Below are 26,907 nucleotides of genomic sequence, written 5' to 3'. Positions count from 1 at the left end.
GATGTATAGTGTATTGAATCGGATTTAAAGATAGTAGTTGATCTAAAAACATACTGTTAATTAAGGTTTATTTAACAGCAAGGCAATATGATCATTCTAAATAAGCAACAGGATTTGTTTTATAGTAGTTAACCAATAATGCTACTACATAACTGTAGGTTTCTATACCATCAGGTTGATTATTGGCTTTTAGGTAACTATCATAAGTACTTTTAAAAATGGGCTCTAGTGGATTTTCATATGATTCCCAAAACTCGTTTACTTCGAGGTAATTTCTTCGTATACCTGGTCTTAATTTTTCGATAAGGCATATTGCTTTTTCTTCATTACGCAGATATAAATCATTTAGGCAAAATTTTAAGGCAAAAGTAACCCCACTGTAATTAAAATATTGGTCATCATAATTAATTGTTGTTAATGCGGCTATAAAATTGGCTTCATTTTCTTTTGCAAACCCCAATTGATGTGCTTCTTCATGACAACTGGTTGTTGGAGCTTTGTAATTAAGAATTAATCCATTTACTTGTGCCTCGTTTGTAATAGGATTTAGGTATCCACTAAACCCCATGTAGGTGAGAGGAAGGCTTAATATAGAAGTTTTAATACTCTTTGGGTGATACTTTAACTCAGGAAATATTTTATGTAACTGATCATAAGCAGGTATGGTTTTTTGAAAGATTTCTTCTTTATCATAAGGAATTTGTATAGATAAAGAATCATTTTGTTCAAGTCTTGAATGTAAAAAATTGGCCTGAGAGATCAGATTTTCTGAAACTTGAACTAATTCACCTTCGGTATATTGATCATCTATTTTCAAGATTTCATGTAAAGGAAGTCTATAGTAATTCATTCCCCATAGTATATGAAAACTAGCGTATACTATAGATAGGGTAGCACCAAAATCCAACAATACTTCTTTCCATTTAATATTTTTTGTAAATACTTTTTTAATCAAAAAACGAATTAGCAGAATGATTAAAACACAATATAAAATGTCTCCAAAAGAAAATGGGAGCCATCCAAAGACATAACGGAGGGCTTTGGATATATAAACAAACAGACCATTGCTATATAGTTGTTCAATAATTTCAGGAAAAAAAGAAACAATCTTAATCAAAATGATTTGAACAGGTAGTAATATGGTAAGATAAAGCTTTGTCTTAGATTGCATAGGGGTAAAGATATTTACATTTCTTAATTAAGGATAACGAATTAAGAGTTTTTTAGTATCCTATGGTACTTTGATCTCCTTAAACTTTGATACTTAATTTAAAATATAGAATTTCGCATTTCTAAATACAGTACAGCTATGAATTCAGAAATAAGAGCTATAGAGCCTAAGAACCTTTGGAATAAATTTGCAGATCTTAATGCTGTGCCCAGACCTTCAAAAAAAGAAGAAAGGGTAATTGCATTTATGAAAGATTTTGGAGAATCTTTGGGATTGGTAACCAAAATCGATAAAGTAGGTAATGTTTTGATCAAAAAACCGGCTACGCCAGGAATGGAAGATCGTAAAACGGTAGTAATGCAATCCCATTTGGATATGGTGCATCAAAAAAACTCTGACACCGATTTTGATTTTGATAATCAAGGTATAGAAATGTACATAGATGGAGATTGGGTAAGAGCCAAAGGAACTACGCTGGGAGCAGATAACGGACTAGGAGTAGCCACAATTATGGCAATTCTTGAAGCTAATGATATAACTCACCCTGCAATAGAAGCATTATTTACAATTGATGAAGAAACCGGAATGACTGGAGCCATGGGATTAGAAGGCGGATGGTTAGATGGTGAGATATTATTAAATCTGGATACCGAAGAAGATGATGAGATTGGTGTAGGTTGTGCAGGTGGCGTAGATGTTACTGCGACAAGAAAATATAACAAAGAATCTGTTCCCGAAGGTAAATCTGGGTATACTATATCTATTACAGGACTTAATGGAGGACACTCAGGGATGGATATTCATAAAGGGTTGGGCAATGCAAATAAAATAATGAACCGCCTATTATTTGATGGTTTTGAAAATTTCGGATTACAAATCAGTGAGATAAGAGGAGGTAGTTTACGTAATGCTATCCCAAGAGAGAGTTTTACTAGTATAGTTGTGGATACAGTGCAGGCAAAAGCTTTTGAATTTGAAATCGAAGAACTTTCAAAAACGATAAAGGCTGAATTTTCTGTTACAGAACCAGATTTAAATATTGAAGTGACTGCCGCAGATTTACCATCAGATGTAATGGAATTAGGTGTTCAGGAAGGTATTCTAAAAGCATTATATGCTGCACATAATGGAGTATATACAATGAGTGCATCTATTTCTGATCTGGTAGAAACATCTAATAATATTGCTAAGGTGACAATTGGAGGTGGTGATATTACTATCGAATGCTTAACCAGAAGTAGTGTAGAATCTTCTAAACAAGATCTAACAAACAAATTAAGAGCTACTTTTGAATTAACAGGCTGTGAGGTTACAACTAGTGGCGATTATCCAGGTTGGGCTCCTAATATGGATTCACCTGTATTAAAGGTATTAGATGAGTTGTATCAAAAGCTAAATGGCGAAAAAGCTCATGTAGCAGCTTGTCATGCAGGGTTAGAATGTGGTATATTGGGACAAAATTATCCAAATATGGATATGATATCTTTTGGACCAACTATCCTCGGAGCACACTCACCGGATGAAAGAGCTAGTATCTCATCAGTACAAAAATATTGGAAATTTGTAAAAGAAATTTTAAAGGAAATACCTAAAAAATAAATATAACTTTTAATACTACATACTATATGAAAAACCCAACTCAGAACACAGAGTTGGGTTTTTTAGTTTGCCGCTGTAAGTAAGAATAACATATTGGATCTGAGATAAAAAATGAATGTTAATACTTTGATAAAATTGACAAAACTTTGAAAAAATAGAAATAGATATCTCAATTTTGAAATAGTAAAAAAAGTAATTGGATGTTTGTTATATCATTGAAATATAAGGTGACTTTGGATAAAGTAGAAGAAGAATTAGATAATCATATTAGTTATTTGAAGAAGCAATACGATTTAGGAAATTTTCATGCATCAGGAAGAAAAAAGCCAAGAACTGGAGGGATAATATTATCGAAGGTAAAAGAAAGAAAACAGTTGGATGAAATTTTGGAAAAAGACCCGTTTTACATAAAAGATATTGCAGATTACGAGATTATCGAATTTATACCCACAATGACTAGTGATGACCTAAAGTGCTTATTAGAGTAAAAGAGGATGAGCTTCTAAGTAGGACATATTTCTATTATTTTAATCAAAGAAAAATATAAGAATCCTCCTTGGTACAAAGTAAAATTGAAAACATAATTGTTATGAATGAAATTCTGGAACAGAATAAAATAAATGCCATTGAGTTTTATAAAATGGCATATGAAGGAAACCCTAAAAAGGCGACAGAATTATTTGTAGGATCAGAATATATACAACATAATCCGGATGTTAAAGATGGAGTAGAAGGATTTGTTGAATACTTTGAAAAAATGAATAAGGAATATCCTGATAAATCTATTGAATTTGTTAGATGTATTGCTCAAGGAGAATTAGTTGCTTTGCATACACATCAGATTTGGCCAGGTAATGATCAATATGTAACTATGGATTTTTTTAGATTTGATAGGAATGGAAAAATTGTAGAACATTGGGATGCAATCCAACAAATTCCTGAAAAAATGGCGCATGCCAATACTATGTTTTGATTATTTCGATGATGTCGTTTTTCTACAATACCAGTACATAGTAAGGGCATATATTTGTCTTATGAAAAAAACAGTTATCGCACGATTAAGTGTACAAAAGGAAAGTATAGAACAATTTTTGGCAAAGGCAAAAATAATGGTTCAGAATAGTAATAAAGAAGAAGGGTGTTTAACATACCGTTTGTTTCAGGAGGTAGATTCTTCGGCAGATTTTATTTTTTATGAAGAATATATCAATAAAGAAGCTGTAGATAAACATAATTCTTCTGATCATTTTAAAGAGTTTCTTACGTTTGCGTCATCTATTTTGACCAAAGAGCCAGTTATCGAAAACTTCTAATTTTAATGAATAAAACTTCATACATATCTAGTGCCCGTCTGGCAAAATACGTTGATCGGATTTATGTTTTAAAACACTCCGAAAAGTATAGATTGCCTATTATGTTGCCAGGTACGGGACTAGAATTGTTGTTTCATATAAACACGCCATTTTCTGTAAACAAACAAAAATGTGATAATGCGCATGTTATCTGCCCAAGAAATACAATAATTAATGTCGATAAATCTGATGAGGTTTTATTTGTTTCTGTAAGATTCAGAAGTGGGGCTTTTCGTCATTTTTCTCCGGTTCCTTATACAGATTTGAATAACCAATTCGCCTCTGTAGAAGATATTTGGGGGGATGAAGGAAGAAGTTTATTAGATATCTTAAGTGACTGTCAAAGCACAGAGGGAAAAATTAGAATAATAGAAAAGTTTTTGTTCAAATGTTTGTGCCGTTATCATGATAAAAGAAATGAAAAATGGGATAGTATTATTAATTCTTTATATCAAGAATACAATACGATTTCTTTAAAAGAATTTGCTGATATCACGAATTTAAGCTACCGTCAATTTGAAAGAAATTTTAAAACTCAATTCGGTATAACTCCAAAAAAATTCCAGCGAATTACCAGGTTCCAGGCTACGATAAAAAAAATATTATTAAATAAAGAAGACGAATATTTGTCTACAGCTTTAGAAAATGGCTACTATGATCAGAGCCATTTTATTAATGAATTTCAAGTTTTTGTAGGAATGAAACCTACTCAGTATTTTACTCAAGTCAATTACGATAATCATTATTATGATAAGTCAATAAGAAGATAAAAGATAACAATATTGTAAAAAAATGCACATCTATTGCAAAGTTTTGTATTAGGTAGGATATACTCGTTTTTCTTGTACTTTTGAAAAGATTGCAAACCGAAAATGATATGAAATTATACGTCAGAATGCCAAAATCTCTAAAGCAGTATTATAAGCTCGAATTGAAATCATATCACTATGAATATCTGATCGGAAATTTGGATAGCGCATGGAATCATTTAGAAAGAGCACATGTGCTTGGGCAAAAATATCCTTTTGAACATAGTTTTGTGCATTGGAAAATGTTGTTTTATGGTTTTAAAATTAAAAGCTTCAAAGAAATTATAGGACAAATCCCTAGGTTGTTAATAGGAGGAGTCAAATCTTTTGTGGGAAAAATCCCGATAGGAAATACCGGAGGAGCAAATGTACCTCCGCTAAAACCCTTACCCATTGAAAAAGATATTAGAGAAATTTTCATCAAAGTAGGTTTGTAGAAAAAAGTAAAGTAAAATTTGACAACCTAAATATATTGCCGTTTTTCTACTACCTTAGAGGTATAAAATATAATTCATAAAGAGTAAGAGGTAAGTGCAAAAAAAAGAAGTTTAGAGGAATAATTATATATGGAAGAATTGGAATGAAGAAGTAAAAACCGAAAAAACAATTATTATGTACAGACAAGTAGAAGAATCACAAACCTTACTTATCAATACTCAGTCTAAAAATTTGGTTGATCAAAACAAGAGAGTAATCAAGTTTGGATTTGGGCAATCTCCTTTCATGCCTCCCAAACCTGTTCTAGAAGCCTTAAAGAATGCTGTAGATCATAAAGAATATTCGTCGGTGCAAGGTGATATAAAGCTTAGGCAATGTATAGCAAGATTCCATAAGGTACATAACGGATTACACGTAACTCCAGAAAATATATTAATTGCACCAGGCTCAAAAATATTAATTTATAATATTTTAATGACGTTTGAAAATGCGGATGTATTTATTCCTACTCCTGCCTGGGTTTCTTATGCGCCTCAAGCAAAACTTGCTGGTCACAATATTATAAAACTAGAAACTTCTTATGAAGAAAGATGGAGGGTACATCCCACTACTATTAATAATGCAGTAAAAGATAAGCAGCATGAGGTATCTATCATGATATTGAATTATCCAGGAAACCCTGATGGTTTGACGTATACTGAGGATGAACTTAAGAATATTGCTCAAGTAGCAAAAATATTAAATATGTTGGTTATTTCTGACGAAATCTATGGTTTACTTAATCACACCGGTTCGCACCTTTCTTTTGCTAATTATTACCTGGAAAAAACGATAACTACCACAGGTTTATCCAAATGGTGTGGAGCAGGAGGGTGGCGTTTTGGTGTAGCTTTACTTTATGATAGCATTGAACCAGAATTCAAACAAACTTTAATAGGAATTGGTTCTGAAACTTATTCTTGTGCACCTACACCTGTACAAGTAGCGGCTAAAGCAGCATATAAGAATTATAATGAGATGAAAGTCTTTATTGATCAGCAAACACAGATATTAAAGCAAATTGGAAACTTTTGTGTAGAACGCTTAAGCTTATCTGGAATACAAGTGCACCCACCAGAGGGAGGGTTTTATATTTTTCCTGATTTTTCATTGTATAAAGAAAAATTGGAGTATTACGGTATTAGAACCTCAACTGAATTATGCGAACAGTTGTTAAACGATACAGGTGTTGCAATTTTACCTGCTTCAGCTTTTGGATTTGAGGAAGAATATTTGGCGGCGAGATTAGCATATGTTGATTTTCAAGAACCTGTAAACAGCGCAGTCTTTGATTTAAGTACTGATTGTCCTAATGTTATTGAAGGTATAGAAAAAATATGTAATTGGATTATAGCTAAAACACAGAGCTTATAGTGTAGATATTCAAATGTAAATAGTTTTGTTAAAAATCTATTGCTCTGTAGTTTTTAAAACTTAAATCTCTTTAAGGAATTATAGATTATGTAAATTGATATCATAACTGCGAAGATAGCAAGCTTACTAAGATTGTCAATAAGGAATAAAGCCTAAAAATTTGACAATCAATATCATGAAATATTAAGGACTTTAAATAAAAAAACAAGGAAATATTTGTTTAATTCATTTTCTTATTTAATTTTGTAGTGTACTAGATAACTAATACACTGATAATGGTAGAGATTAATAACTTACAATTCCACTATCCAAAAAGTAGGACAATCCTTGATAATGTTTCGTTGGATTTTACTCCTGGGAATATTTATGGATTGTTTGGTAAAAATGGTGAAGGTAAAAGTACCTTAATGAAAATAATAGCTGGATTATTGTTCCCGACAGCTGGTAATTGTTATGTTTTGAATGAAATTACTTCTAAGAGAAAAGTAAAAAGCCTTAAAGATATTTTTATTGTTTCCGAGGATTTTGAATTACCCAGTATTAAAATTTCTACATATGAAAAAATAAATGCTCCTTTTTATCCTAAATTTTCAAAGAATCAATTTTATGACTTAATAAAAGAGTTTAAACTGTCTCCCGATCAAAAAATATCCACATTATCTTTTGGTCAGAAAAAGAAGGTATTCATTGCTTTTGGAATTGCTACCAATACAAAATTACTACTTATGGATGAACCTACAAATGGGTTAGATATTCCATCAAAAAGTCAGTTTAGAAAAATTATGGCTTCAGCTGTAGATCAAGGGAAATGTATTATAATTTCGACGCATCAGGTAAGAGATTTACATAGCCTAATAAACCATGTGATTATTCTTGACCAATCTAAAGTAGTAATAGATAAACCTCTTTCTTTTATTTCGGAGCATTTATGGTTCGGAAAACCAAAACATCATGATCAAGATGCTGTTATTTATTCTGAAATGACTTTTGGGGGAAAGGCAGTTCTTTATAAGCAGGATAAAGATGAAACAGATATAGATTTAGAATTACTGTTTAATGCGGTTCTAAGTGAACCAGAACAAATTAATAATGCACTTAATACTGCATATCATGGCGCAAGAATTTAGTATTAAAAGAATAGGCGGTTTTATTTATAGAGATATTGTATTACTAAAGAGCACAATAATCACAGGACTATCTGTTACTGGAGGTCTACTATTTATTGGATTTTTATTTAACTTAAGAGAAGATTACCACCTAACACCGAATGAATTTGTAAGTGTTTTTTTTAAGTTTTACATTCCTGTAGGATTATTATTATGTTTTACAATTTTTAAAGAAGCTCATAGTCAAAAAACGAATCAGTTTTATTTTTCATTACCCGTTTCATCTTATGAAAGAATAGCCGCAGCCTGGTTTACAACAAGTATTATCTATACTGTTGTTTTTACAACATTCGGTTTTTTGGTAGGGCAATTTGCTATTGTAACCGGTATCGTAGTGTCTCAAGCAAATTTTCATGTAGTACCAATATTTTCAGAAAATTACTGGAAGGTGGTAGCATTTTACTTTCTAATCCAGCCAACATTTTTATTGGGCGCTGTTACATTTAGTAAAAATAGAATTGGTAAAACTTTGTTGTCAATTTTGTTGATTGTCTTTGGATTGGTGGTTTATAATTTTATTCTGTTTGGGGTGCTCAATATTGGATATGAGGTTTTCTCAGGAGAAAAACTAGCTTCAGATGCTTTTGATCTAACCAGTAATGATTTTTCTGGGATAGGGAGCTGGTTTTGGATTATTGTTTTGGGTATAGGGATACTTTTGGCTACATATTATAAAATAACAGAAAAGGAGGCATAGCCAATGGATTTTGATAATAGTAAGCCTATTTATTTACAGATCGTGGACTTTTTTTATGAAAGCATTCTTGCAAGAAGATGGCCAGAAGGAGAAAGAATACCATCTGTAAGAGAAGTTGCAATGATGGTAGAGGTTAACCCTAATACTGCAATACGGGCTTTTAATTATTTACAAGATGAAGGTGTGATTTATAATAAAAGGGGGATAGGCTATTTCGTTTCAGAAAATGGCTATAAGAAAGTTCTGGATATTAAAAGAAAAGAGTTTATAGAGCTAACGCTTCCTGATGTATTTAAAAAAATGATACTTCTGGATGTCAAATTAGAAGAAATGAGTAATTCTTATAATCAATATGTAAATGATATAGATCATGAAAACAAGTAATAAGATCTTATTAGGTATTCTTTGTGCGATAATCTTTTTTTTCTCAGCATTTCAATTCTCTATACATGGTTATGTAAAAAAAATAGCAAGTGAGAATAACATAAATGAAATAAGTAATGAGATTGTATCCGAAGTAAGAAGTAATTTGAGTTTTAGGAAAATATCTGTCAATGATGGGATTCAAGTTTTCTTTCGTCAAGATACTATAAGCCAGATAAAAGTAGAAGCACCAAAAAATTTATTGCCATATATTAAAACAGAAGTTAAAAATAAAAAATTAATTATATCAAAAACCGAAAAAAAGAAAGAAAAAGATACTGTGCGAGTATTTATTTCTAATGATAAACTCGATTCTTTAAAAGTAAGTTCCCGAGGATATTTTGAAACCGTAACAATAGTATCGGGAAAAGATTTGGAATTAGAGTTTAGCAATAATAGCAAGGGGAGATTGGAGTTGTCCTATGAATCGGTTACTTGTGTTGCTGTTTCTGGAGCTAAAGTGAAACTAACTGGAGATAGTAAAAAAATTGATTTTTCAAACTAAAAAAATATGACTAGAGAAAGACAATAGAAAAGAAAACATCATCATCATCAATCAAACCATCATCAATCAAAAAACGAACATTATGAAATCAAATAAAAAGACCGCCAGAATCGCCGGAGTACTATATCTTATTATAGTATTAACAGGGATATTAAGTCTGATGTATGTCCCGTCAAAACTTATAGTTTGGGATAATCCATCAGTAACATTTAATAATATTGTCGCTTCAGAATCACTATATAGAATTGGGATTTTTAGTGGGTTAATTTGTTATGTGTGTTTTATAGCTTTACCTCTGGTTTTGTATAAATTACTTAAAAAAGTAAATAAGAATTATGCTATGCTTATGGTGATATTGGCTATCGTTAGTGTTCCTATATCTTATCTAAATATACAAAACAAGGTAGATGTTCTTACATTGATCAGTGGAAATGATTATTTAAAGATATTTAGTGTTGATCAGCTTCAAACACAAGTAATGTTACTTCTTGAGTCTTACCATAATGGAATTCTTATCGTTGAGGTATTTTGGGGGCTTTGGTTATTTCCATTTGGGTATTTGGTTTTTAAATCAGGTTTTCTTCCCAAAATCTTAGGAGTATTCCTTATGGTTGGATGCTTTAGTTATTTAGCTATGGTTTCTGGTAAAATACTATTCCCTGATTATGACATTCCTTCTTTTATAATGCTACCTGCCAGTATCGGAGAAATAGGTACTTGTTTATGGCTCTTGATCATGGGAGCAAAAAATGAGTAAATAATTAACCTTATTATCGTATTGCATGCAGACATTTAGTTTATAGGTATGGCTATTTATCAATATGCCTATAAAAGACTCTGGTCTGCTTTAATATCATCAATCAAAAAACGAACATTATGAATTCAAAAAAAGAAGTTACAAGTGTATCAACAGTTGAGAATGCCAAATATAAAGAGGTATCAAAATTAAGATCTTATATCATGAGGAGTATCTATCTTCTTACTTTTACAACTTTGGGATATTCTACATGGTCAGAAATTTTTAGCCCAAGTGAAGTATGGGGAGCGTATGATGGGGTTACCTATAGTTTTTGGGCAGCCTATGCGACACTAATGGGGTTAGGAATACGCTATCCTTTAAAAATGCTACCCTTATTAATATTACAGTTGTTTTACAAATCAGTATGGTTAATTGCAATAGCCTATCCTTTGTGGTCAACCGGACAAATGGATGCTACCTCACAAGGACTCCTAAGACCGTTTCTTATTGCAATTCCTATTGATCTTATCGCAATTCCCTGGGGATTTGTATATGTAAACTATCTAAAGCACCTTTTTAAATTTAAACTCGGGAAATAATTTAAAAATAGATATCCAATGTTATGATAACATTTTAATCATATCTAAGACTACATCAATCGAAATAGCATGAGCCTGTTTCATCATCAATCATCAATCAAAAAAAACGAACACAATGGATTTAATAAATCAAAACACTAATGCCACGAATATTAGAGCATTAAAAGCTAATAAAATGATAAATACATCGGCGACCTTTTGGTTTTTGGTGGCTGTTATAGGGCAATGGTTATTTGCGTACTATATAGCAATTTTTTATGGAGGCAGTGCCATCGAAGGAGATTTTGTAAAATGGACTAAGAGAATGATTCATGGTTTTATAGATGGAGATTATATGGGTAATGCTTTTGTACTCCTGCATATATTACTAGCTTTTATAATTACGTTTGGCGGACCAATACAATTCATTCCGATGATACAAAAACGCTTCCCTTTGCTCCATAGAATAAACGGTAGAGCCTATATTTTTACAGCAATTGTAATTAGTCTTGGTGGACTTTATATGGTATGGAGTAGAGAAGCTCTTGTAGGAGGGTTCTCTGGTCAGGTTGCCATCTCTGGAAACGCTATACTAATTATAGTCTTTTCGGTAATTACAATACGCACTGCAATTCGTAAAAATTTTGTGGCACATCGGCGATGGGCATTTCGTACATTTTTGGTTGTGAGTGGAGTATGGTTTTTTAGAATAGGATTTGGATTGTGGATTTTTCTAAATAATGGGAGTGCTCCCGGATCAACCCAAGATCTTACAGGACCTTTTGATATGTTCTTGTATTGGGGAGATTATCTATTACCCTTACTCTTTCTCGAACTCTATTTATTTGCGAAAGAAAAGGGAAGTATGTTGGGTAAATATATGATGTCTGTCTTGCTTTTTATTTTGACTCTTTTAACCGGGGCTGGAATTTTTATGGCGGCTCAGATTTTTTGGATACCCAATTTATAACTAATGGCTTTTATGGGTATAAAGAATTTTTAATGTTTAAAAAGTAAAAAATGAGTAATAGTATAAAAGGTAATCGAAAAGAGAATAAAGAAAGTGAATTAGAAAGAATAGTTAAAAAATTAATAGAAGTCGAAAAAGGTAAGGAATATGAGAAGTTCTATACTTTTATAAAAACTACCGATTTACCTTTTATACCATGCTATGAAAAAAATACAGGAATTGTATATCAAGAGTGTTTTAGAATTTTACATGAAATAGGAGGGATGTCGATCCCTGTATCAGTGGCATTATCCATGCATTATTATGTGTTGGCATCACTATCTTGTTATCCATTTTCAAAAAAGAGTACACAATATTGGAAGAGAGAGTTTTTGTTGAAAAAGATCAGAAATGAAAAGCTTTTAATAGCAAATACTGGATCTGTAAGAACATTTGAAGGCATTTCAAATAAAAAAAATATTGTGGCACAAAAAGAAAAAGGAGATTATGTGATAAATGGAGAAGCACCATATATGTCTTTGTCTGGTGTGGCAGATTATTTGGTATTCACGGCAGAATTGCAAGAAGATGCAAAAGCAGTATTTTTTGTTCCAGCAAAAGATAGCAGAATTGAGTTTTATGATACCGCATTTGGGGATACAATGTTGGGGTCGCTTACAAAATCAGTGAAGTTTAGAGACCTTCAAGTAGATAGTGCAAATGTTATCAAATTAGATAATGCGATAGAAGAGAGGTGTGAGATATTAGTTTACCAAAGATCTTGGTTTCAGGCTTTGGTATCCGCACCTTATTTGGGAGCAACTTTTCGGGTTATTAAGTGTTTAAAAGAGTTTAGTAAAGAAAAGATTAAAAATGGGAAAAGGTTATCTGAATCAGAAAATTTCTTAGATAGTTTGGGAGAGTTAATGCTTAAATATAAAGCAGCATGCCAGTTGTGCAAGGTAGCCGAAACTTCAATCTCAAATTTTCAAAAAGGAAATAAGACATCATTAGAAAAGATGTTTGAAGCCTCGGTATTGTCAAAGTATTTTTCTACTCATTTTTCTGAAGAAATTATTACAAGAGTTCGTCACTTGATGGGATCACATTTTTTGAGTCCTAACTCTATAACAGATAAAGTTTATAAAGAAATAGTGTTTGGTGCGCTACAACCAATGACTGATATAGATATAAAGGAATATTTTAGTACGTCGTTTATGGATGATTAAAAACTAAAACTATCGGAATATTACTTATGTCTGTAGTGTTAAAAAAGCTTGTAAATATATTAATGTTACTCCAAAAATAATATGTTTGTTTTTATAGTATAATTATATTTGGTTTTCTGTTACCTTGGGACCGAAATAGGAATTATTACATTTTAAGATAGGTTGATAAAAACGAGGAACTTTGTGTTGAAATGATTTTAAAAATATTAAAAAACCCCTATCCGTTTAATTATTCTTTTGAAAGAAACATAATAGTTGCAATATCAGTTGCAGTCTATATCTTTTTAATAAATCAATTATGGTTTGATGATCCAGACCAAAGATACTTTAGGTTATATAAAACAGAAATCTCGATTGTTTTAGCCGTAATTACATTTACGTGTATAATTGTGATACTTGATTATTTACCAAGGACATTTTTGTCGACTCAAAAAAAAGAAAACTGGACAATATCCAAAGAATTAAGTGTTATCTCTATTTTACACTTTGGAATCGTTATTTGTAATTACTTTTTTCTAATCCTTATCTCCAAAGACATCTCTTTTACTTTGTCATTGGTTTTCTTTTCACATATAACAGTATCGACTTTTGTTATTGGTTTTATTCCTTCATCCATTATCGTATGGGTTGATTATACAATTAAGTTAAAATCAAATTTAAAACAGACGCTTCAGCATAATCAAAAATTAAAAAGCCTGTTAGAAAATAAAAAAGAAACAATAGAAAAGAAGATCATCCATTTACCTTCTAATACACTAAAAGAAGATATACAATTTGATTTAAACAATTTATTATTTATAAAATCAGATGGTAATTATATCGAAATATATACAATAGAAAATAACAAGCTTGTAAAATTATTTTATAGGTTTTCAATCCATAAGATAGAAGAAACCCTGGCAGAATTCCCGCAAGTAATTAGAACCCATAGATCCTATCTGGTAAATATAAGACGTATAAAAAACTCTAAAGGGAATGCTCGTAATTATCAACTATTCTTTGAAGGAGTAGACCATGTTGTTCCGGTTTCAAGAAATCGATTTGAAAAATTTAATACTGTTTTTAAAAACCTATCGTCTAATTGTCACAAATAGACGTCTATTCATCCCATTACTGCTTTTTCTATTGATAACTAGGGGATTCTGTTCTTAACCTTGCACCAAGATTTATAAACTATTTACTAATTAATATGATAAGAAGAAGGATAATTTTGGCTCTTTGTATTGTGGTTTTTGCTCACATTACATCGGCACAAGAACAATATAGCGAAGGAGATGGTATGAAAACCATGTTTGGCTCTGGAAACCCAAAAATAAGTGGATTCGGGGGTCCCAGTATAAATTTTTCGTCAGTAGACGGTGATTTTGCCATTTTTTTTGGAGGAAAAGGAGGGGTCATTATTAATAATAAAGTGATTTTTGGTCTAGAAGGGAATCAGTTAATCACAGATATTTCTCATAAAGCAGAGAGGGATAGAGATCTTAATTTTAACTACGGGGGGATTTTTGCCGGATATATCATTGATTGGCAGTCTAGAGTACATCTTACCCCTTCTCTTATGGTAGGATGGGGAGGAATTGGAAAACGACGTGACTATGATTATGATTCTTTTGAAGATTATGATAATAATTGGGATGAATATTGGAGTGAATATTTTAGAATTTCTGATCATGTATTAGTGATACAACCTAGTTTAGAATTAGAACTTAATGTTTTCAAAATACTTCGTGTTGGATTGGGGGTAAATTATAGGATAGCATCTGGTATTGGCTCAGGGGTCTATAGTAATGATGACCTCTCTTCTATTGGTGGGGTTTTTTCCATAAAATTTGGTGATTTTTAGTATAGAAATATGTTTACCCCCTTTGGATTTCCTGGCTTTGTTGGTTTGTACTATAATCTTTGTCAAAGTCGGGAAATTCTATGTCAAAAAAAGATTTTTACAGTACCTTAGCCGACATACAAACCGAACATTTTCTAATGTTTTATTGTATAGAAGTTTAACAAAATTATAAATTTTAATTACATATTATGATGTTCAAAAAATCGATAATTATTGTGGCGGCAGCGTTAGGATTCTTAGTTGCTTGTACAGATAAGAAAAAAGAAAAAGAAGAAAATGCAGAAACCAAAATAGAAGCTAAAGAAGAAACCACCAAAGAAGAAGTTGTCTCTGAAGCCGAAAAAAGAAGGTTAGATAGTATTAGGCAGGTAAAAGAACATGGACATGCACATTAATACAAATAATTGATGTATAAAAACATAATTACACGCACTGTATTTTTAATAATATGTTTGGTTTCTTTTACTTCATTTGCACATGGTGTTGATGATGAAACACAATCTTTTTTGTTAGGAAATAAAGGTGTTGCTTTTGGACCATTTTTATACATAGGAGCAAAGCATATGGTTACAGGATATGATCACCTGCTTTTTCTGGTAGGGGTTATTTTCTTTTTGTATAGAACCAGAGAAATAGTAATGTATGTAAGCTTTTTTACTATTGGTCATAGTCTTACACTATTGCTGGGAGTAATGGCAGATATTAATGTAAATGCATACCTAATTGATGCAATTATAGCATTGTCTATCGTATACAAAGGATTTGATAATTTGGGTGGATTTAAGCAGTTTTTTGGAAAACAACCTAATACCAAAATTGCCGTATTGATTTTTGGACTGTTTCATGGGTTTGGACTGGCAACCAAACTACAAGAATTTAAATTTGATAAAGAAGGTCTTTTGGTTAATCTGCTTGGCTTTAATTTGGGTGTCGAAATAGGGCAATTTTTAGCTTTGGGCTTTGTGCTTTTGATTTTAGCCGTTTGGAGAAAGTATGATAGTTACATTAAATTTTCTAACCTTACCAATATAGCTCTTATGGCTTCAGGTTTTCTATTGCTAGGCTATCAATTGGCTGGATATTTTGTAAATACATAATTATGATCAACGAGAATACACCTGTAATGGGTAAAAAACAATTAATAAAATCTACTTTTATTGCTCTTTTGATTGGAGGTGTTGTTTTGGTTACAGCCGTTTTACCGGCAGAATACAATATCGATTTGCTGGGAACAGGGAAAATCTTTGGATTTAGTAAATTATATGTAAAAGAAGCTCCTGAAATAGAACCGCAATTAAGTTTTAAGAAATTAAAATTAGAAAAACTGGGATCCCCTGCTAGCGTGCCAAAACCTATCGAAGCAAATAACCCTCCCCCGGCAGAACAGTTCTTAGAGCGTACTGATACTATAAAAGTTATTGTACCAGCAGGAAAAGGTATAGAATATAAATTTAAAGCATTAAAATATGGTAGTGTAAAATATGAATGGACTACTATAGGTGATGAGATTGTATATATTGATTTTCATGGCGAAGTAAAACAAGATGACCCGCCAAAAGAGGTGTTTTATGAAAGTTATACACTGGCATATTCTAATAATATGGCAGGAACAATAACTATTCCTTTTGAAGGAAAACATGGTTGGTATTTTAGAAACAATAACCAAAATGATGTTACCGTAACTATTAGATTAAAAGGAGAATATGAACTATTCGCTAAGTAAGTAATATTAAGAGCGTACGATAATAAAAACAATTCATATACAAAAAAGACGACTCGATATTATCGAGTCGTCTTTTTTATGTCTAACAAATCAGGTTGCTAGACTATTCTTTGCCTTGAATGTTTACTAACTCTAATTCAAAAATAAGATCAGCGTTTGGTGGTATTGGACCAACACCTTTTTCTCCATATGCAAGATGCGAAGGGATAAAAAGTATAGCTTTATCTCCAACTTTCATTTTTTGCACACCTTCTTTGAAACCAGGAATCATTTTTGCATCCGGAGAATACGGTACAGGCATTGGAGCATAACCTCTAGGATCAGCTGCTCTACGCTCATCAAAAGTGCCTAGTTCTTTAGCTTTTTCTGCAATATTAGTATCGAAGTTTTTTCCATCACCAAAATACCCAGCATAATTTACATTAACGATATCCCCTTGTTTTGGCTGTTCTCCTTCTCCTTGATTAACAAATACGATTTCTAAGCCACTTTCCAGTTTTGTAGCAGTAGCTTTTAGTTCCTTGAATTTAGCAGCAATTGCTTCATTTCTTTCTTTTTCTAATTGCTCTTTTTTGGCTTTTTCTTCTTCAATAACTTTTAATTTATCAGTAAAAGCGACTTCACTATCAAAAGATTTTGCATCACTACCTTTTCTAATGATATTAACCTCAAGCATTTTTATTTCTTTTTCAGGCTTATCTCTAGGTCCTGTTTTTACAACACCTAAGCTATCAATAATATCCTGACCAATAACGACCTCTCCAAAGACTGTATGTTTTCCATTTAACCATGGAGTTTCTTTTAGAGTGATAAAAAACTGACTCCCATTAGTGTTTGGTCCAGAGTTTGCCATAGACAGAATTCCCTTTGATTTATGAGAAAGAGAGTCTACAATTTCATCTGGGAATTTGTATCCCGGATCACCAGTACCCGTTCCTAACGGATCTCCTGTTTGAATCATAAAATCTTTGATTACTCTGTGAAATATAATTCCATTATAATATTTCTTTCCTCTATATGTACTGTCAACCATGGTGTTGGTACCTTCTGCCAAAGATATGAAGTTGGCAACAGTCATTGGAGTAAGATCATAGTATAATTTTGCTACTGCGGTACCTTCGTTAGTTACAATTTCTGCATAAACACCATCTTGCAACTCAGGATATTTTTCGTTACAACTGTTAAAAGCTAATGCAATAATAGCTAGGAATAATAAGTTTAATTTTTTCATTTTTGTTGGTAATTAATTTTCTGTTGTTGATTCTTTAGTAATTGTGTTGAGTGTTACTTCTGCTATTAACGGAATATTTGTTCCTATCTTGTGATCATCACCATAATATCCATATGCTTGATAAGAAGGAAAAAGAAATGTTACGATTTCGCCTTGTTTCATAAGTTTTAATCCTTCTCGAAGACCTAAAAAAAGTTCCTCTTTATCTATCCGATACGTGATAGTGTCTAATTCTTGTTTTGAATAAATCACATTACCATTTAGATCTTTTAGATTATAATTAAAAGTTACCATATCCCCATATTTGGGAGTGATACTGGATAATGTATCTTTTTTGGAGTAAAAATACCAAAACCCAGTTTGAGAGGTTATATAATTGTTGATGGTATCTGTGCTAATAATTTTTTGAATTCTACTTTCTTCTTTGGCTGCAAGTTCTTTATTTCGGTTAATAGATTCATCAATAAAAGAACCTGATTTAATGTTAACCGGTTTACGAGCTTCTGGCGTTTTACAAGAAGAAAATAAGAAGATAAGACAGAGTGTGTGAAAGACTAATCTCATTGATTCAGGACATTTTTATAAGATGGTAAGATACTAATAAATTTCTCAACAGTATCGGATAAAGAAAGATTACTTCTTCCTCCTGCGGCATTATGATGCCCCCCACCTTCAAAATGATTTCTTGAAAATTCGTTTACCGAAAAATCACCTTTCGAACGTAAGGATATTTTAATAATTTCATCCCCTTTATTTTCAATAAAAATCAAAGCAAATTTGATCCCGGTAATAGATAACCCCAAATTTACAAAACCTTCTGTGTCTCCTTTTTTGAAATCACTTTGATCCAACTCTTTTTGAGATAAAGTGATATATGCTGTATTATATTCTGGTAATACTTTTAGATTATTTAATGCAATACCTTTTAATTGAATTCTAGAGAGTGTGTTGGTATCATAAATTTTTTCATGGATAGAGGTATTATCTGCTCCTTTATCAATCAAATCAGCAACCACCCTATGAGTAGTACTGGTAGTAGATCTAAATCTAAACGACCCAGTATCTGTCATCATTCCTACATAAATACAGGTCGCTATCTTTGGTGTGATTTTTTCTATATCATCAAGTTTTTCGATAAAATGATATATCATTTGGCATGTAGAACTCATACCCGTGTCACTATACATATATTTGGCATAACTATCAGGTTGTTGATGATGGTCAATCATGACAAAAGTTGCCTCTGCTACAGATAAAGTTTTTTCCATATCTCCGCTTCTGGAAAAATGGTTAAAATCTAAGGTAAATATAAGGTCTGCTTCCTCTATTTTGGACTTAGCAATATGAGCATTGTTATCAAACTTAATAATAGTTTCCTGTCCCGGAATCCATTTTAAAAAGTCAGGATAATCATTAGGTGTAATAACGGTTACATTATGTTTGTAAGCATTAAGATAATGGTATAGTGCTAGACTTGATCCCACAGCATCACCATCAGGGTTTTTGTGTGTTACTATTACAATGTTTTTGGATGTGGATAGTAACCCTTTTATCTTGTTTATTTCGTCAATATTCATAGGTTGGCGAAGATACAATAAATAATATTTGGGTGGGATTAGAATGATTTTTTTTGTAAGATGGTTGATTTATAGATTGTAAAGGGTGTAGATAAATTATCATATTCTAAAGACTAAACAAGTATAAAATGTTTGATTCTAGTTTTATGATATTATTTATAAGTGAAGTCAGCTAGATAGTTTCTATAAATAATTCTTGTTTTTGATGCTTTTATCTATATTTTTGCACAAAATTTTAAAAAAATAGGGTGTTATTACCCAAATAATAATCTGAAATACTTCTGTTTATAGAAGTATGACAATAAAAATATACGATGGCAACAAACAGAACTTTTACAATGCTTAAACCGGATGCGGTAAGAAAAGGATATATTGGTGGAATTATAGAGCAGATCACAGCTTCAGGATTTAGAATTGTAGCAATGAAATTAACTCAACTTACTACAGATGATGCATCAGCATTTTATGAAGTACATAAAGAGCGTCCTTTTTATGGAGAATTGGTAGAGTATATGACTAGTGGTCCTATTGTAGCAGCTATTTTGGAGAAAGAAAATGCTGTTGAAGATTTTAGAACTTTGATAGGAGCGACTAATCCAGAAGAAGCGGCTGAAGGTACTATTCGTAAAAAATATGCTACTTCAATTAGTGAAAACGCTGTACATGGTAGTGACAGTGATGAAAATGCAGCTATAGAAGGAGCTTTCCACTTTTCTGGAAGAGAGCAATTCTAATAAGATTTTTAGTATAAAAAAGCCGTCTGTAGTATCAAGTTACAGACGGTTTTTTTGTAGGGTTTAATCCAGATTAAACCTTTTCTTTTATGTTTTTAGGAACACCATCTTTATGAAGTAGTATCCCTACGGTTTTCATTCTAAAATAAGCATCAGACATATAAAGGTATCCTTGTTGAGCCCCATCGGTACCCCAGGAATTTTTAATCTTATAGTAGGTTTTTCCTTTTTTGTCAACACCTTTACCTACCAAATGCATTAAGTGATCATCTGTAGTATTGTAGTTTTCGAATTCTTTTTGTCTGGATTCTTGAGTTACTTTTTCTTCTTCACTGTATTGATTGAAGATATTTTTACTCTCCTCTTTGTTTGTAAGAATTGCTAAGCCATTTTTTTGAGAAAAACCAATCTCGCTAACATCTCCATCCCAAGCAATAGTAAATCCTTCTTTTAGCGCATAATCAACTATTTGTTGTAGCTCATCTAATTTTACATTATGATAGATTCCATTAGAGAAATTATCAGGAATTTCAAGAATAAAACTACTATACATAGGATGATGAGTAAAAGAGGTGAATGTAATATAATTGTCTGCCTCTATTCCAAGTTTTTTTGCAAACTCAACAGGAGTATACTCTTTATTTTCATAATTAAATGTTGAAGGTCTTTCGCCGAGGTAAATATCTAACATTGCTTCGTAGCTTTTCCACCAGTTTTTTGAAAGAATTTTGTGTTTCACTGCATTATCAACCATACTCGTTAATAATTTGATTAATTCACTGTGATCATGACGATTGGTAGGATTATCAGATAGACCAGTATATACTGTATCAGGAACAATACCATGATTGCGAATAGAGTTTATGACATCATGAGAAAGCGCCCCTTCACTAAATTGAGCTTTTCCTTGTCTTAAGATGTAATTTCGGGCTTTATCAGTATAAGTATTTCTTACTTGGTATAGTTCAGATAAATCATAGGTTCCTTTTCCTAAACGAGCGATCTCAGACTCGATATAAGAAGTCGTAGAAAAACTCCAACAAGTACCTGTATTTTCTTGACTAATTACAGGGGTACATTGATGAGATACTGTGTCGGTAATAGTGTAATCAGGATGTATTTCTTGCGCATAGCTTACAGACAAAAATAGAGAGGCAATAAAAACAATTTTTTTCATTAGTTATATATAATTTGTAGGCGATGAAGGTACGAGTAAATTGATGAAATTTGAAAATAGCATTACAAAAAAGATATTTTCCTTACCAAAAGACTCTAAAACTAATATTTGGAGTGATCCCTAACGAATATATATCCGAATTAATAAATTGGTTATTAAGAGAGTTGGTAGTTCTAAACTCTCTATTTAATAAGTTCTTTTTATTGTAGAGGTTTTGTACAGAGAATCCGAGACGGTATTTGATGTCAGAGCTATTCCCGATCTTAAAATCATAAATTGCAGAGAAATCTAATCTATGGTATTCTGGAAGGTTATTACTGTTTATTTCATCAAATTCTAAAATTACAATGTCACCACTTTCATCGACTCCAGATATATTAGTAAATGCTTTACCAGTATGCCATATCCAGCCTAGAGAAAATTGAAAGTTGTTAATTTTATAAAATTGAGACCATTTTACAGTATGCTCAATATTCCAGTTACCAGGGAAGGATTCATTATTATTTATATCTTCAAATGTGTTACTGGTATTGATGTAAGAATAGCTTACCCATGTTTTATATTTTTTGAATCTCTTTTTCAGGAATAAATCAATTCCGAATACCCTACTTTCTCCGATATGGTATGTATTGTCAATAGGATTGATAAATCCAGAAGTAAGTGTAGTAATGCCATCAATCTGTTTATAATAGCTATCTATATCGAGATACCATTTATTTTTTCTAAAACTACTTCCAAATGTATATTGATAACTTGTAATTAGAGGAAACTGATCATTGTTGGCTAATGTCCATACTTGATTTTCTAAAGATAAATCACTTATTACAGATTCACGAATTTGACTGGTTGCCTGACTTCGATATTCTATACTGGTATTAATCTTCCAATCTTTGGTAAGATACTTTTGTATAAAAACTCTGGGTTCAATTAGAGTTTTGTCAAGTTCAGCGTAGTAGTTAAACCGTAACCCCGCAGAAATATAAAAGTTTTTTGGAATTTCAAATTTATATTCGGTATATGCAGCATGTGTATTTAAAAAACGGTCATCTTCATCCAAAATCAATTCATAACTAGGAGTTGTAGTTATAAAAGCGTATTTAATATTATTATTAGAGAATTGATACCCTCCAGATAGGTTGTGATAGTCATGTTTATAGGTTAATCCAAACTCAGCTCCAGAATCTCCTACACTATTTTTTTTACTTTCGGTCTCGGTCATTACTCCCATATTACTAGTGATAAACTGATAATTTAAAAGATATTTGGTGTAATATCCACTTATTTTGGTAGTAAAATTGTCGCCGTATTGATGACTCCAGTTAATATTATATCCTTCATTTTCTGTTGTAAGGTCATCATTAAAAGATTCTATAGCATCACTTCTTTTAAAATCTAAATCATTTTTACTATAAATAGTGTTAATCTCTATTTTATCATTGTTAGATGGCTGTATAATTAGATTGGCGTTATAATCGGCATAGAAAAAATCATTTTCTTCATCGTTTAGATCTACTGTTTCTGCTATTTTGGTATTTTGAAAAACACGATTAGAGAATTGTTTGTAAGTAAATGTTTCCAAAAGGTCTGTATATGACCTTCTTCCAGATACCTGAAGTGATACTTTATCATTTATGATCGGAATATGTGCTACTATATCAGCGTTGATCATATTAAAACCTGCTCCTCCTGTAAAACGTCTGGTAATTTGGTTTTCTGATTTTATATCTACAATGCCTGCAATTCTATCTCCATATTTAGCACTAACACCGCTCTTAGAAAAATTAACTTTTTTGGCTACATATGGATTAAAAGCAGATAACATACCAAATAAATGTCCTTGGTGATAGGTTTTTATACCATTCCATAAAACCAGATTTTGATTAGGAACACTTCCTCTTACAAATAGACCAGATGCAGTTTCAAAAGGGTTGTTAACACCAGGCGTAAGTTGTATAGCTTGCAAAATATCAGGTTCTGTTCTACCAGGAAGAACTTCGACATCATCTAAATCGATATGTATTACTTTTTTATTTTGTGTAATTCCTTTTGCTAAATATTCCTGAATGAGAACTTCATCCAGAACTTCCTCATTGGTATCATGAATGAGGTATATTTTGAGACATTCTTGTGTTAAAAACGATTTAGAATTTAAAACTCTTTGGCGAAATCCAGGAGCACTAATTAAAATAACAGAATTATAAGGCACTTCTTGGTTCTCAAAATATCCGTTTTTATCTGTTGTAATATTGATACGATTAGTTTTAAAAAATACTCCAATATCTTTGAGTGGCTTTTGATCTTTGTCTAATATGTATCCACAGATAGATACATTATCTCTTTTGTTAAATGAACTAATAGTTACATAATTTTTTCCGGTAATTTTAAACCTTAGTTGGGTTTGTTCCTGTAGTTTTTTTGTAAGGTTTTTTAAAGAAAGATGGGTGTCTAAAGATAGAGATACGGTTTTGTCCTGAATTAAAGCATCTATATAAGAAAATTTAAGATTATAATATTCTTCTATAATTAAAATGGCTTCAGGTAATGGTTGGTTATCTATACGAACAATTTTTGCTTTTTCTTGAGAAAAAGCAGATATGCTATATAATAAAATACACACCCATAAAAATCTTGTCATTCTACTACTATTCTAATACCACGGTCTTGCCATCTTGCGATACGCTATACTCCATGCCTAAGGTACTAAAAACTGTTCTAAGGGCAACTTCTTTATTTTTATTAGGAAAAGTTCCTGTGTATATAGTTTCGAGGTCTATGTCTATAGTTTTGATTTGTATATTGTACTGCTCTTCAAGCTCATTAAATACATATTTTATCGGGGCGCTTCTAAACGAACTTGTATGAGTAAGCCAACTTGGCTCTATAGCTTCAAAGCTCCAAGTCTCTGTTGAGGTACTTCCCAAATTTCTATATCCTTTACCAGCAGTAAGAAGTTCTTTTCTTTTTTTATCAGTGACACGAACTTTACCTTCATAACAGGTAACTTCAAAATAGGTGTTTTGTGATTGTACATTAAACTGAGTACCGAGAACAGATACTTCTCCATTTTTGGTAATCACCGTAAATTTATTGCCTTTTTTAACCTTAAAATATGCTTCTCCTTCTAGAGTTATTGTTCTGTTATCACTCCAGTTATCTTTATCAAAACTAGCAATAGATTTTGCATTTAGCATCATTTCAGAACCATCTGGTAACATTATAGTAAGTTGCTCTCCATAATTAGCAGTGAAAGATTCATTTTTATTAAATAAGAATATCCCAATAATAATGGCAATTGATGCAGCGGTGGCAAGATAAGGCCATAGTTTGATAGTTAAACCAGGTTTTTTGTTTACTGTAGTGGTACGTTTTGATTTTATTGTAGACAGTTCTTCTTCAACAGGATAGGTTTTTAGATCTAAGGCATCTGCTCCAGCCATTATTTTTACATAATACTCATACTCTGGATGTGACTTAAATTCACGAAGTTCTCTCTCAGAAAGCTCTCCGCTAACCCATCTGGATAAGAATATATCGTCTTTTTTATCGTCTAACATAACTGTGGTATATATAATGTGAACGTTTTACTTTCTAGTTACCCTACCTTTTTAGAGTAAAAAAAGTTAAGTTCTTATTTTTAAACTTTATAATTTCATATTTATTATAATACTTTTCTATAGAGGTATATGTAAATCAACTTATCTATATATTACCTATTTTTTTTCGTAAAGTAACCAGTGCTTTATGCATTAATTTTTCGATTGCTTTAACAGAAACATTTGATAGTTCAGCAATTTCTTTATAGGTTTTTTTGTCAATTCTACTCAGAAGAAATACTTCTCTTTGTCGATCGGGTAAATCTGCAATTGCACTTTTTAGCTTCTCCATATATTCTTTTTCAAGTGCAATAAATTCTGGAGATTCATTATTGACATCTGTTTTGCGTTGTGTAATATAATCTCTGTACTTGAATTTTACCTTTTGATGTCGGGTGTTGCTAATACCGAGATTAGTAGCAATAGTGTAAATGTAACTTTTGGCTTTGTCTAACGGAACCTTAGAGCAATTGTTCCATAATTTAATAAAGGAATCCTGAACAATATCTTCTGCTTGTTCAAGGTCTCCAAATTTATAATAAATATAGTTTCTCAAAAGTTGGGAGTGACTTTTGAAAAACTGGTCGAAAGCTCTTTCGTTGCATGTAGAGTTATTATTATCAGACATTAGGGGTGTGAGAATATGTTATCAAAGCTAGATTTTTTTTTCAATCTATCAAAAAAAATAAAATGAAAGTGAGGGGTAGGGTATTTTTTTTTTGAGTCGTTTCACTAATAAGAGGCGCCAAAAAATAAATAGAGAAAAAAATTAGTAACCCTAAAACTATTTTGTGATGAAAAAAATTAGTGTTTGGTATACGTTGATATTTATGTTTTTATTGGGATTTACCTCTTGTGAATTGAATGAAGAATTTGATGGTTGCCCAGAAATAGATATTACAATTGAAAATGAACCAGGAAGTGCAGTGTACCGTTTTGCCGCGCAATTCGATGGATTAGATGATGTAAGACTTACTTGGACAATAGATGGAGAAGAAATTGACACAGGAAATCTGGATAATCTAATTGATCAGATTTTGGATTATAAATTTGAGCCGGGAAAGCATACGGTTTGTGTTAAAGTAGCTGATGATAGTTGTCCTATAGAAGTATGTAAAGAAATCGAGGTCGAAAGAGATGCAAATGACCCTTGTCCAGACTTGTTTTTTAAAGCAAGACATCATGAAAGAAGAGCTACATATAAGTTTATTGCTGATTTTGAAGGAATAGAAAGAGTGTCTTATGGGTGGTTTATTAATGATAGATTGGTAGAGGATTCTGCTCCGGATGAGAGAAACTATTTAATTTGGAATTTTAAAGAACCAGGAAGATATGAAGTATGTATTAAAACAGAAACACCTGATTGCCCTGAAGGAACATCATATTGTAAAGTAATTGAGATTAGAGAATCAGATTTACTTTGTCCTGAAATTTCTTTTTCTAAAGAAATAAAACCAGGAACAGATGGCACTTATCTTTTTGAAGCAAACCTAAAAGAAACAGATGAGGTTCGTGAAATATTATGGTATGTAAATGGAGAAATTGTAGAATTTCCAAACGACCAGGTTGATGGTAATAGGATACTAGAATATCAATTTGAACCAGGGATTCATGAGGTTTGTCTAAAAGTGATCACTCCAAATTGTCCGGAAGGAGTAAGGTATTGTAAAGAAATAAGAGTAGGCCAGTGCCCAGATTTGTTTTTTGAAGCAGAACGAGATGGTAATAATGCTGCATATTATTTTTACCCGAGAGCATTTGAGGGAATTGATGATGTTACTTTAGAATGGTCTGTGAATGGAAAACATGTAGGTAAATCTGAAGATTCTCCAAGTAATAATCCATTTTATTACCAATTTGACGGAGCGGGGAAATATGAAATTTGTTTGACGATTGAGACTCCAAATTGTCCGAACGGTATTACATATTGTGTTGTGATAGAATTTGATTAAAAATAGATA

The 26,907-nt window shown here is 31.7% G+C and carries 30 protein-coding genes; 22 read left to right on the top strand and 8 right to left on the bottom strand.

Translation table 11 applies throughout. From position 1 onward, the window contains the following. Window positions 1-91: 91 nt before the first annotated feature. The gene (locus tag C1X07_RS12165) at window positions 92-1,171 is read right to left on the bottom strand and encodes a DUF3810 domain-containing protein (protein ID WP_103070287.1); all 1,080 of its coding nucleotides are present in this window, start codon (window positions 1,169-1,171) and stop codon (window positions 92-94) included. A 138-nt stretch (window positions 1,172-1,309) separates the two neighbouring features. On the opposite strand from C1X07_RS12165, the gene C1X07_RS12160 reads away from it, so the two are divergent. The 20 genes from C1X07_RS12160 (at window position 1,310) to C1X07_RS12065 (ending at window position 16,634) form a co-directional block, all read left to right on the top strand. After that, window positions 1,310-2,770: an aminoacyl-histidine dipeptidase gene (locus C1X07_RS12160; protein WP_103070286.1), complete on the top strand. Its 1,461-nt coding sequence runs from the start codon at window positions 1,310-1,312 to the stop codon at window positions 2,768-2,770. A 200-nt stretch (window positions 2,771-2,970) separates the two neighbouring features. Then, window positions 2,971-3,258: a YciI family protein gene (locus C1X07_RS12155; protein WP_103070285.1), complete on the top strand. Its 288-nt coding sequence runs from the start codon at window positions 2,971-2,973 to the stop codon at window positions 3,256-3,258. A gap of 101 nt (window positions 3,259-3,359) precedes the next feature. Beyond that, window positions 3,360-3,743 carry a nuclear transport factor 2 family protein gene (locus tag C1X07_RS12150; RefSeq protein WP_103070365.1) on the top strand — a complete coding sequence of 128 codons (384 nt, stop codon included), beginning with the start codon at window positions 3,360-3,362 and terminating at the stop codon, window positions 3,741-3,743. A gap of 61 nt (window positions 3,744-3,804) precedes the next feature. Beyond that, entirely contained in the window at window positions 3,805-4,083 is a 279-nt protein-coding gene (locus C1X07_RS12145) for a putative quinol monooxygenase (RefSeq protein WP_164914149.1), read from the top strand. A 5-nt stretch (window positions 4,084-4,088) separates the two neighbouring features. Further along, window positions 4,089-4,892 (top strand): helix-turn-helix domain-containing protein, encoded by an 804-nt coding sequence (locus tag C1X07_RS12140; RefSeq protein WP_103070283.1) that lies wholly within the window; start codon window positions 4,089-4,091, stop codon window positions 4,890-4,892. Between the two features lie 107 nt (window positions 4,893-4,999). Next, window positions 5,000-5,368 carry a DUF3703 domain-containing protein gene (locus C1X07_RS12135; protein ID WP_103070364.1) on the top strand — a complete coding sequence of 123 codons (369 nt, stop codon included), beginning with the start codon at window positions 5,000-5,002 and terminating at the stop codon, window positions 5,366-5,368. 175 nt (window positions 5,369-5,543) lie between these two features. Then, the gene (locus tag C1X07_RS12130) at window positions 5,544-6,782 is read left to right on the top strand and encodes a pyridoxal phosphate-dependent aminotransferase (RefSeq protein ID WP_103070282.1); all 1,239 of its coding nucleotides are present in this window, start codon (window positions 5,544-5,546) and stop codon (window positions 6,780-6,782) included. 275 nt (window positions 6,783-7,057) lie between these two features. Then, a complete protein-coding gene (locus C1X07_RS12125) occupies window positions 7,058-7,909 on the top strand; it encodes an ABC transporter ATP-binding protein (RefSeq protein WP_103070281.1) in 852 nt (283 codons plus the stop codon). Continuing rightward, window positions 7,893-8,645 carry a hypothetical protein gene (locus C1X07_RS12120; protein WP_103070280.1) on the top strand — a complete coding sequence of 251 codons (753 nt, stop codon included), beginning with the start codon at window positions 7,893-7,895 and terminating at the stop codon, window positions 8,643-8,645. Before C1X07_RS12125 ends, C1X07_RS12120 begins: the two co-directional genes overlap by 17 nt. Before the next feature lie 3 nt (window positions 8,646-8,648). After that, entirely contained in the window at window positions 8,649-9,029 is a 381-nt protein-coding gene (locus tag C1X07_RS12115; RefSeq protein ID WP_103070279.1) for a GntR family transcriptional regulator, read from the top strand. Further along, complete coding sequence (locus C1X07_RS12110) at window positions 9,016-9,573, top strand: GIN domain-containing protein (protein ID WP_103070278.1); 558 nt, start codon at window positions 9,016-9,018, stop codon at window positions 9,571-9,573. The genes C1X07_RS12115 and C1X07_RS12110 overlap by 14 nt, the downstream gene beginning before the upstream one ends. A gap of 82 nt (window positions 9,574-9,655) precedes the next feature. Continuing rightward, window positions 9,656-10,330, top strand: a complete 675-nt coding sequence (locus C1X07_RS12105) for a DUF4386 domain-containing protein (RefSeq protein WP_103070277.1) — start codon at window positions 9,656-9,658, stop codon at window positions 10,328-10,330. Between the two features lie 119 nt (window positions 10,331-10,449). Then, complete coding sequence (locus C1X07_RS12100) at window positions 10,450-10,911, top strand: hypothetical protein (RefSeq protein ID WP_103070276.1); 462 nt, start codon at window positions 10,450-10,452, stop codon at window positions 10,909-10,911. Between the two features lie 115 nt (window positions 10,912-11,026). Beyond that, the gene (locus tag C1X07_RS12095; protein WP_103070275.1) at window positions 11,027-11,860 is read left to right on the top strand and encodes a DUF2306 domain-containing protein; all 834 of its coding nucleotides are present in this window, start codon (window positions 11,027-11,029) and stop codon (window positions 11,858-11,860) included. A gap of 50 nt (window positions 11,861-11,910) precedes the next feature. Continuing rightward, on the top strand, window positions 11,911-13,068 hold the full coding sequence (locus C1X07_RS12090) for an acyl-CoA dehydrogenase family protein (protein WP_103070274.1): 1,158 nt from the start codon (window positions 11,911-11,913) through the stop codon (window positions 13,066-13,068). Between the two features lie 419 nt (window positions 13,069-13,487). Then, complete coding sequence (locus tag C1X07_RS12085) at window positions 13,488-14,162, top strand: LytTR family DNA-binding domain-containing protein (RefSeq protein ID WP_206604234.1); 675 nt, start codon at window positions 13,488-13,490, stop codon at window positions 14,160-14,162. A 95-nt stretch (window positions 14,163-14,257) separates the two neighbouring features. Further along, window positions 14,258-14,911, top strand: coding sequence for a hypothetical protein (locus C1X07_RS12080; RefSeq protein ID WP_103070272.1), 654 nt, complete (start codon window positions 14,258-14,260; stop codon window positions 14,909-14,911). 188 nt (window positions 14,912-15,099) lie between these two features. Next, entirely contained in the window at window positions 15,100-15,306 is a 207-nt protein-coding gene (locus C1X07_RS12075) for a hypothetical protein (protein WP_128755262.1), read from the top strand. A gap of 12 nt (window positions 15,307-15,318) precedes the next feature. Continuing rightward, entirely contained in the window at window positions 15,319-16,008 is a 690-nt protein-coding gene (locus tag C1X07_RS12070; protein WP_103070270.1) for a HupE/UreJ family protein, read from the top strand. Window positions 16,009-16,010: 2 nt separating this feature from the next. Further along, the gene (locus C1X07_RS12065) at window positions 16,011-16,634 is read left to right on the top strand and encodes a hypothetical protein (RefSeq protein ID WP_103070269.1); all 624 of its coding nucleotides are present in this window, start codon (window positions 16,011-16,013) and stop codon (window positions 16,632-16,634) included. 103 nt (window positions 16,635-16,737) lie between these two features. Here the strand turns inward: C1X07_RS12065 and C1X07_RS12060 are convergent, their stop codons facing one another. The 3 genes from C1X07_RS12060 to C1X07_RS12050 are packed head-to-tail and all read right to left on the bottom strand — an operon-like array spanning window position 16,738 to window position 19,442. Beyond that, the gene (locus tag C1X07_RS12060; protein ID WP_103070268.1) at window positions 16,738-17,865 is read right to left on the bottom strand and encodes a peptidylprolyl isomerase; all 1,128 of its coding nucleotides are present in this window, start codon (window positions 17,863-17,865) and stop codon (window positions 16,738-16,740) included. A 12-nt stretch (window positions 17,866-17,877) separates the two neighbouring features. Further along, window positions 17,878-18,429, bottom strand: coding sequence for a gliding motility-associated peptidyl-prolyl isomerase GldI (gldI, locus tag C1X07_RS12055; RefSeq protein WP_103070267.1), 552 nt, complete (start codon window positions 18,427-18,429; stop codon window positions 17,878-17,880). Continuing rightward, window positions 18,426-19,442 carry a DHH family phosphoesterase gene (locus C1X07_RS12050; protein WP_103070266.1) on the bottom strand — a complete coding sequence of 339 codons (1,017 nt, stop codon included), beginning with the start codon at window positions 19,440-19,442 and terminating at the stop codon, window positions 18,426-18,428. The genes gldI and C1X07_RS12050 overlap by 4 nt, the downstream gene beginning before the upstream one ends. 314 nt (window positions 19,443-19,756) lie before the next feature. On the opposite strand from C1X07_RS12050, the gene C1X07_RS12045 reads away from it, so the two are divergent. Then, complete coding sequence (locus C1X07_RS12045; RefSeq protein WP_103070265.1) at window positions 19,757-20,176, top strand: nucleoside-diphosphate kinase; 420 nt, start codon at window positions 19,757-19,759, stop codon at window positions 20,174-20,176. Window positions 20,177-20,249: 73 nt separating this feature from the next. Here C1X07_RS12045 and C1X07_RS12040 read toward each other — a convergent pair whose 3' ends face one another. From C1X07_RS12040 to C1X07_RS12025, 4 genes are all read right to left on the bottom strand, one after another. Then, entirely contained in the window at window positions 20,250-21,353 is a 1,104-nt protein-coding gene (locus tag C1X07_RS12040; RefSeq protein ID WP_103070264.1) for a C1 family peptidase, read from the bottom strand. Window positions 21,354-21,435: 82 nt separating this feature from the next. Continuing rightward, window positions 21,436-23,988, bottom strand: a complete 2,553-nt coding sequence (locus tag C1X07_RS12035; RefSeq protein ID WP_103070263.1) for a TonB-dependent receptor plug domain-containing protein — start codon at window positions 23,986-23,988, stop codon at window positions 21,436-21,438. A 7-nt stretch (window positions 23,989-23,995) separates the two neighbouring features. Further along, on the bottom strand, window positions 23,996-24,907 hold the full coding sequence (locus C1X07_RS12030; RefSeq protein WP_103070262.1) for a FecR family protein: 912 nt from the start codon (window positions 24,905-24,907) through the stop codon (window positions 23,996-23,998). Between the two features lie 145 nt (window positions 24,908-25,052). Next, a complete protein-coding gene (locus C1X07_RS12025; protein WP_394335668.1) occupies window positions 25,053-25,502 on the bottom strand; it encodes an RNA polymerase sigma factor in 450 nt (149 codons plus the stop codon). 238 nt (window positions 25,503-25,740) lie between these two features. On the opposite strand from C1X07_RS12025, the gene C1X07_RS12020 reads away from it, so the two are divergent. Then, window positions 25,741-26,898, top strand: coding sequence for a hypothetical protein (locus C1X07_RS12020; RefSeq protein WP_103070260.1), 1,158 nt, complete (start codon window positions 25,741-25,743; stop codon window positions 26,896-26,898). The last annotated feature ends 9 nt before the right edge of the window (window positions 26,899-26,907 follow it).

The organism is Aquimarina sediminis (assembly GCF_002895435.1).
Lineage (GTDB): Bacteria > Bacteroidota > Bacteroidia > Flavobacteriales > Flavobacteriaceae > Aquimarina > Aquimarina sediminis.
This window is presented reverse-complemented; position numbering and strand designations above follow the sequence as displayed.

Excerpts from the sequence above, each read along its gene's own strand:
- C1X07_RS12165 (WP_103070287.1), bottom strand. The coding sequence starts at position 1,171 with ATGCAATCTAAGACAAAGCTTTATCTTACCATATTACTACCTGTTCAA.
- C1X07_RS12160 (WP_103070286.1), top strand. The coding sequence starts at position 1,310 with ATGAATTCAGAAATAAGAGCTATAGAGCCTAAGAACCTTTGGAATAAA.
- C1X07_RS12155 (WP_103070285.1), top strand. The coding sequence starts at position 2,971 with ATGTTTGTTATATCATTGAAATATAAGGTGACTTTGGATAAAGTAGAA.
- C1X07_RS12150 (WP_103070365.1), top strand. The coding sequence starts at position 3,360 with ATGAATGAAATTCTGGAACAGAATAAAATAAATGCCATTGAGTTTTAT.
- C1X07_RS12145 (WP_164914149.1), top strand. The coding sequence starts at position 3,805 with ATGAAAAAAACAGTTATCGCACGATTAAGTGTACAAAAGGAAAGTATA.
- C1X07_RS12140 (WP_103070283.1), top strand. The coding sequence starts at position 4,089 with ATGAATAAAACTTCATACATATCTAGTGCCCGTCTGGCAAAATACGTT.
- C1X07_RS12135 (WP_103070364.1), top strand. The coding sequence starts at position 5,000 with ATGAAATTATACGTCAGAATGCCAAAATCTCTAAAGCAGTATTATAAG.
- C1X07_RS12130 (WP_103070282.1), top strand. The coding sequence starts at position 5,544 with ATGTACAGACAAGTAGAAGAATCACAAACCTTACTTATCAATACTCAG.
- C1X07_RS12125 (WP_103070281.1), top strand. The coding sequence starts at position 7,058 with ATGGTAGAGATTAATAACTTACAATTCCACTATCCAAAAAGTAGGACA.
- C1X07_RS12120 (WP_103070280.1), top strand. The coding sequence starts at position 7,893 with ATGGCGCAAGAATTTAGTATTAAAAGAATAGGCGGTTTTATTTATAGA.
- C1X07_RS12115 (WP_103070279.1), top strand. The coding sequence starts at position 8,649 with ATGGATTTTGATAATAGTAAGCCTATTTATTTACAGATCGTGGACTTT.
- C1X07_RS12110 (WP_103070278.1), top strand. The coding sequence starts at position 9,016 with ATGAAAACAAGTAATAAGATCTTATTAGGTATTCTTTGTGCGATAATC.
- C1X07_RS12105 (WP_103070277.1), top strand. The coding sequence starts at position 9,656 with ATGAAATCAAATAAAAAGACCGCCAGAATCGCCGGAGTACTATATCTT.
- C1X07_RS12100 (WP_103070276.1), top strand. The coding sequence starts at position 10,450 with ATGAATTCAAAAAAAGAAGTTACAAGTGTATCAACAGTTGAGAATGCC.
- C1X07_RS12095 (WP_103070275.1), top strand. The coding sequence starts at position 11,027 with ATGGATTTAATAAATCAAAACACTAATGCCACGAATATTAGAGCATTA.
- C1X07_RS12090 (WP_103070274.1), top strand. The coding sequence starts at position 11,911 with ATGAGTAATAGTATAAAAGGTAATCGAAAAGAGAATAAAGAAAGTGAA.
- C1X07_RS12080 (WP_103070272.1), top strand. The coding sequence starts at position 14,258 with ATGATAAGAAGAAGGATAATTTTGGCTCTTTGTATTGTGGTTTTTGCT.
- C1X07_RS12075 (WP_128755262.1), top strand. The coding sequence starts at position 15,100 with ATGATGTTCAAAAAATCGATAATTATTGTGGCGGCAGCGTTAGGATTC.
- C1X07_RS12070 (WP_103070270.1), top strand. The coding sequence starts at position 15,319 with ATGTATAAAAACATAATTACACGCACTGTATTTTTAATAATATGTTTG.
- C1X07_RS12065 (WP_103070269.1), top strand. The coding sequence starts at position 16,011 with ATGATCAACGAGAATACACCTGTAATGGGTAAAAAACAATTAATAAAA.
- C1X07_RS12060 (WP_103070268.1), bottom strand. The coding sequence starts at position 17,865 with ATGAAAAAATTAAACTTATTATTCCTAGCTATTATTGCATTAGCTTTT.
- gldI (WP_103070267.1), bottom strand. The coding sequence starts at position 18,429 with ATGAGATTAGTCTTTCACACACTCTGTCTTATCTTCTTATTTTCTTCT.
- C1X07_RS12050 (WP_103070266.1), bottom strand. The coding sequence starts at position 19,442 with ATGAATATTGACGAAATAAACAAGATAAAAGGGTTACTATCCACATCC.
- C1X07_RS12045 (WP_103070265.1), top strand. The coding sequence starts at position 19,757 with ATGGCAACAAACAGAACTTTTACAATGCTTAAACCGGATGCGGTAAGA.
- C1X07_RS12040 (WP_103070264.1), bottom strand. The coding sequence starts at position 21,353 with ATGAAAAAAATTGTTTTTATTGCCTCTCTATTTTTGTCTGTAAGCTAT.
- C1X07_RS12035 (WP_103070263.1), bottom strand. The coding sequence starts at position 23,988 with ATGACAAGATTTTTATGGGTGTGTATTTTATTATATAGCATATCTGCT.
- C1X07_RS12030 (WP_103070262.1), bottom strand. The coding sequence starts at position 24,907 with ATGTTAGACGATAAAAAAGACGATATATTCTTATCCAGATGGGTTAGC.
- C1X07_RS12020 (WP_103070260.1), top strand. The coding sequence starts at position 25,741 with ATGAAAAAAATTAGTGTTTGGTATACGTTGATATTTATGTTTTTATTG.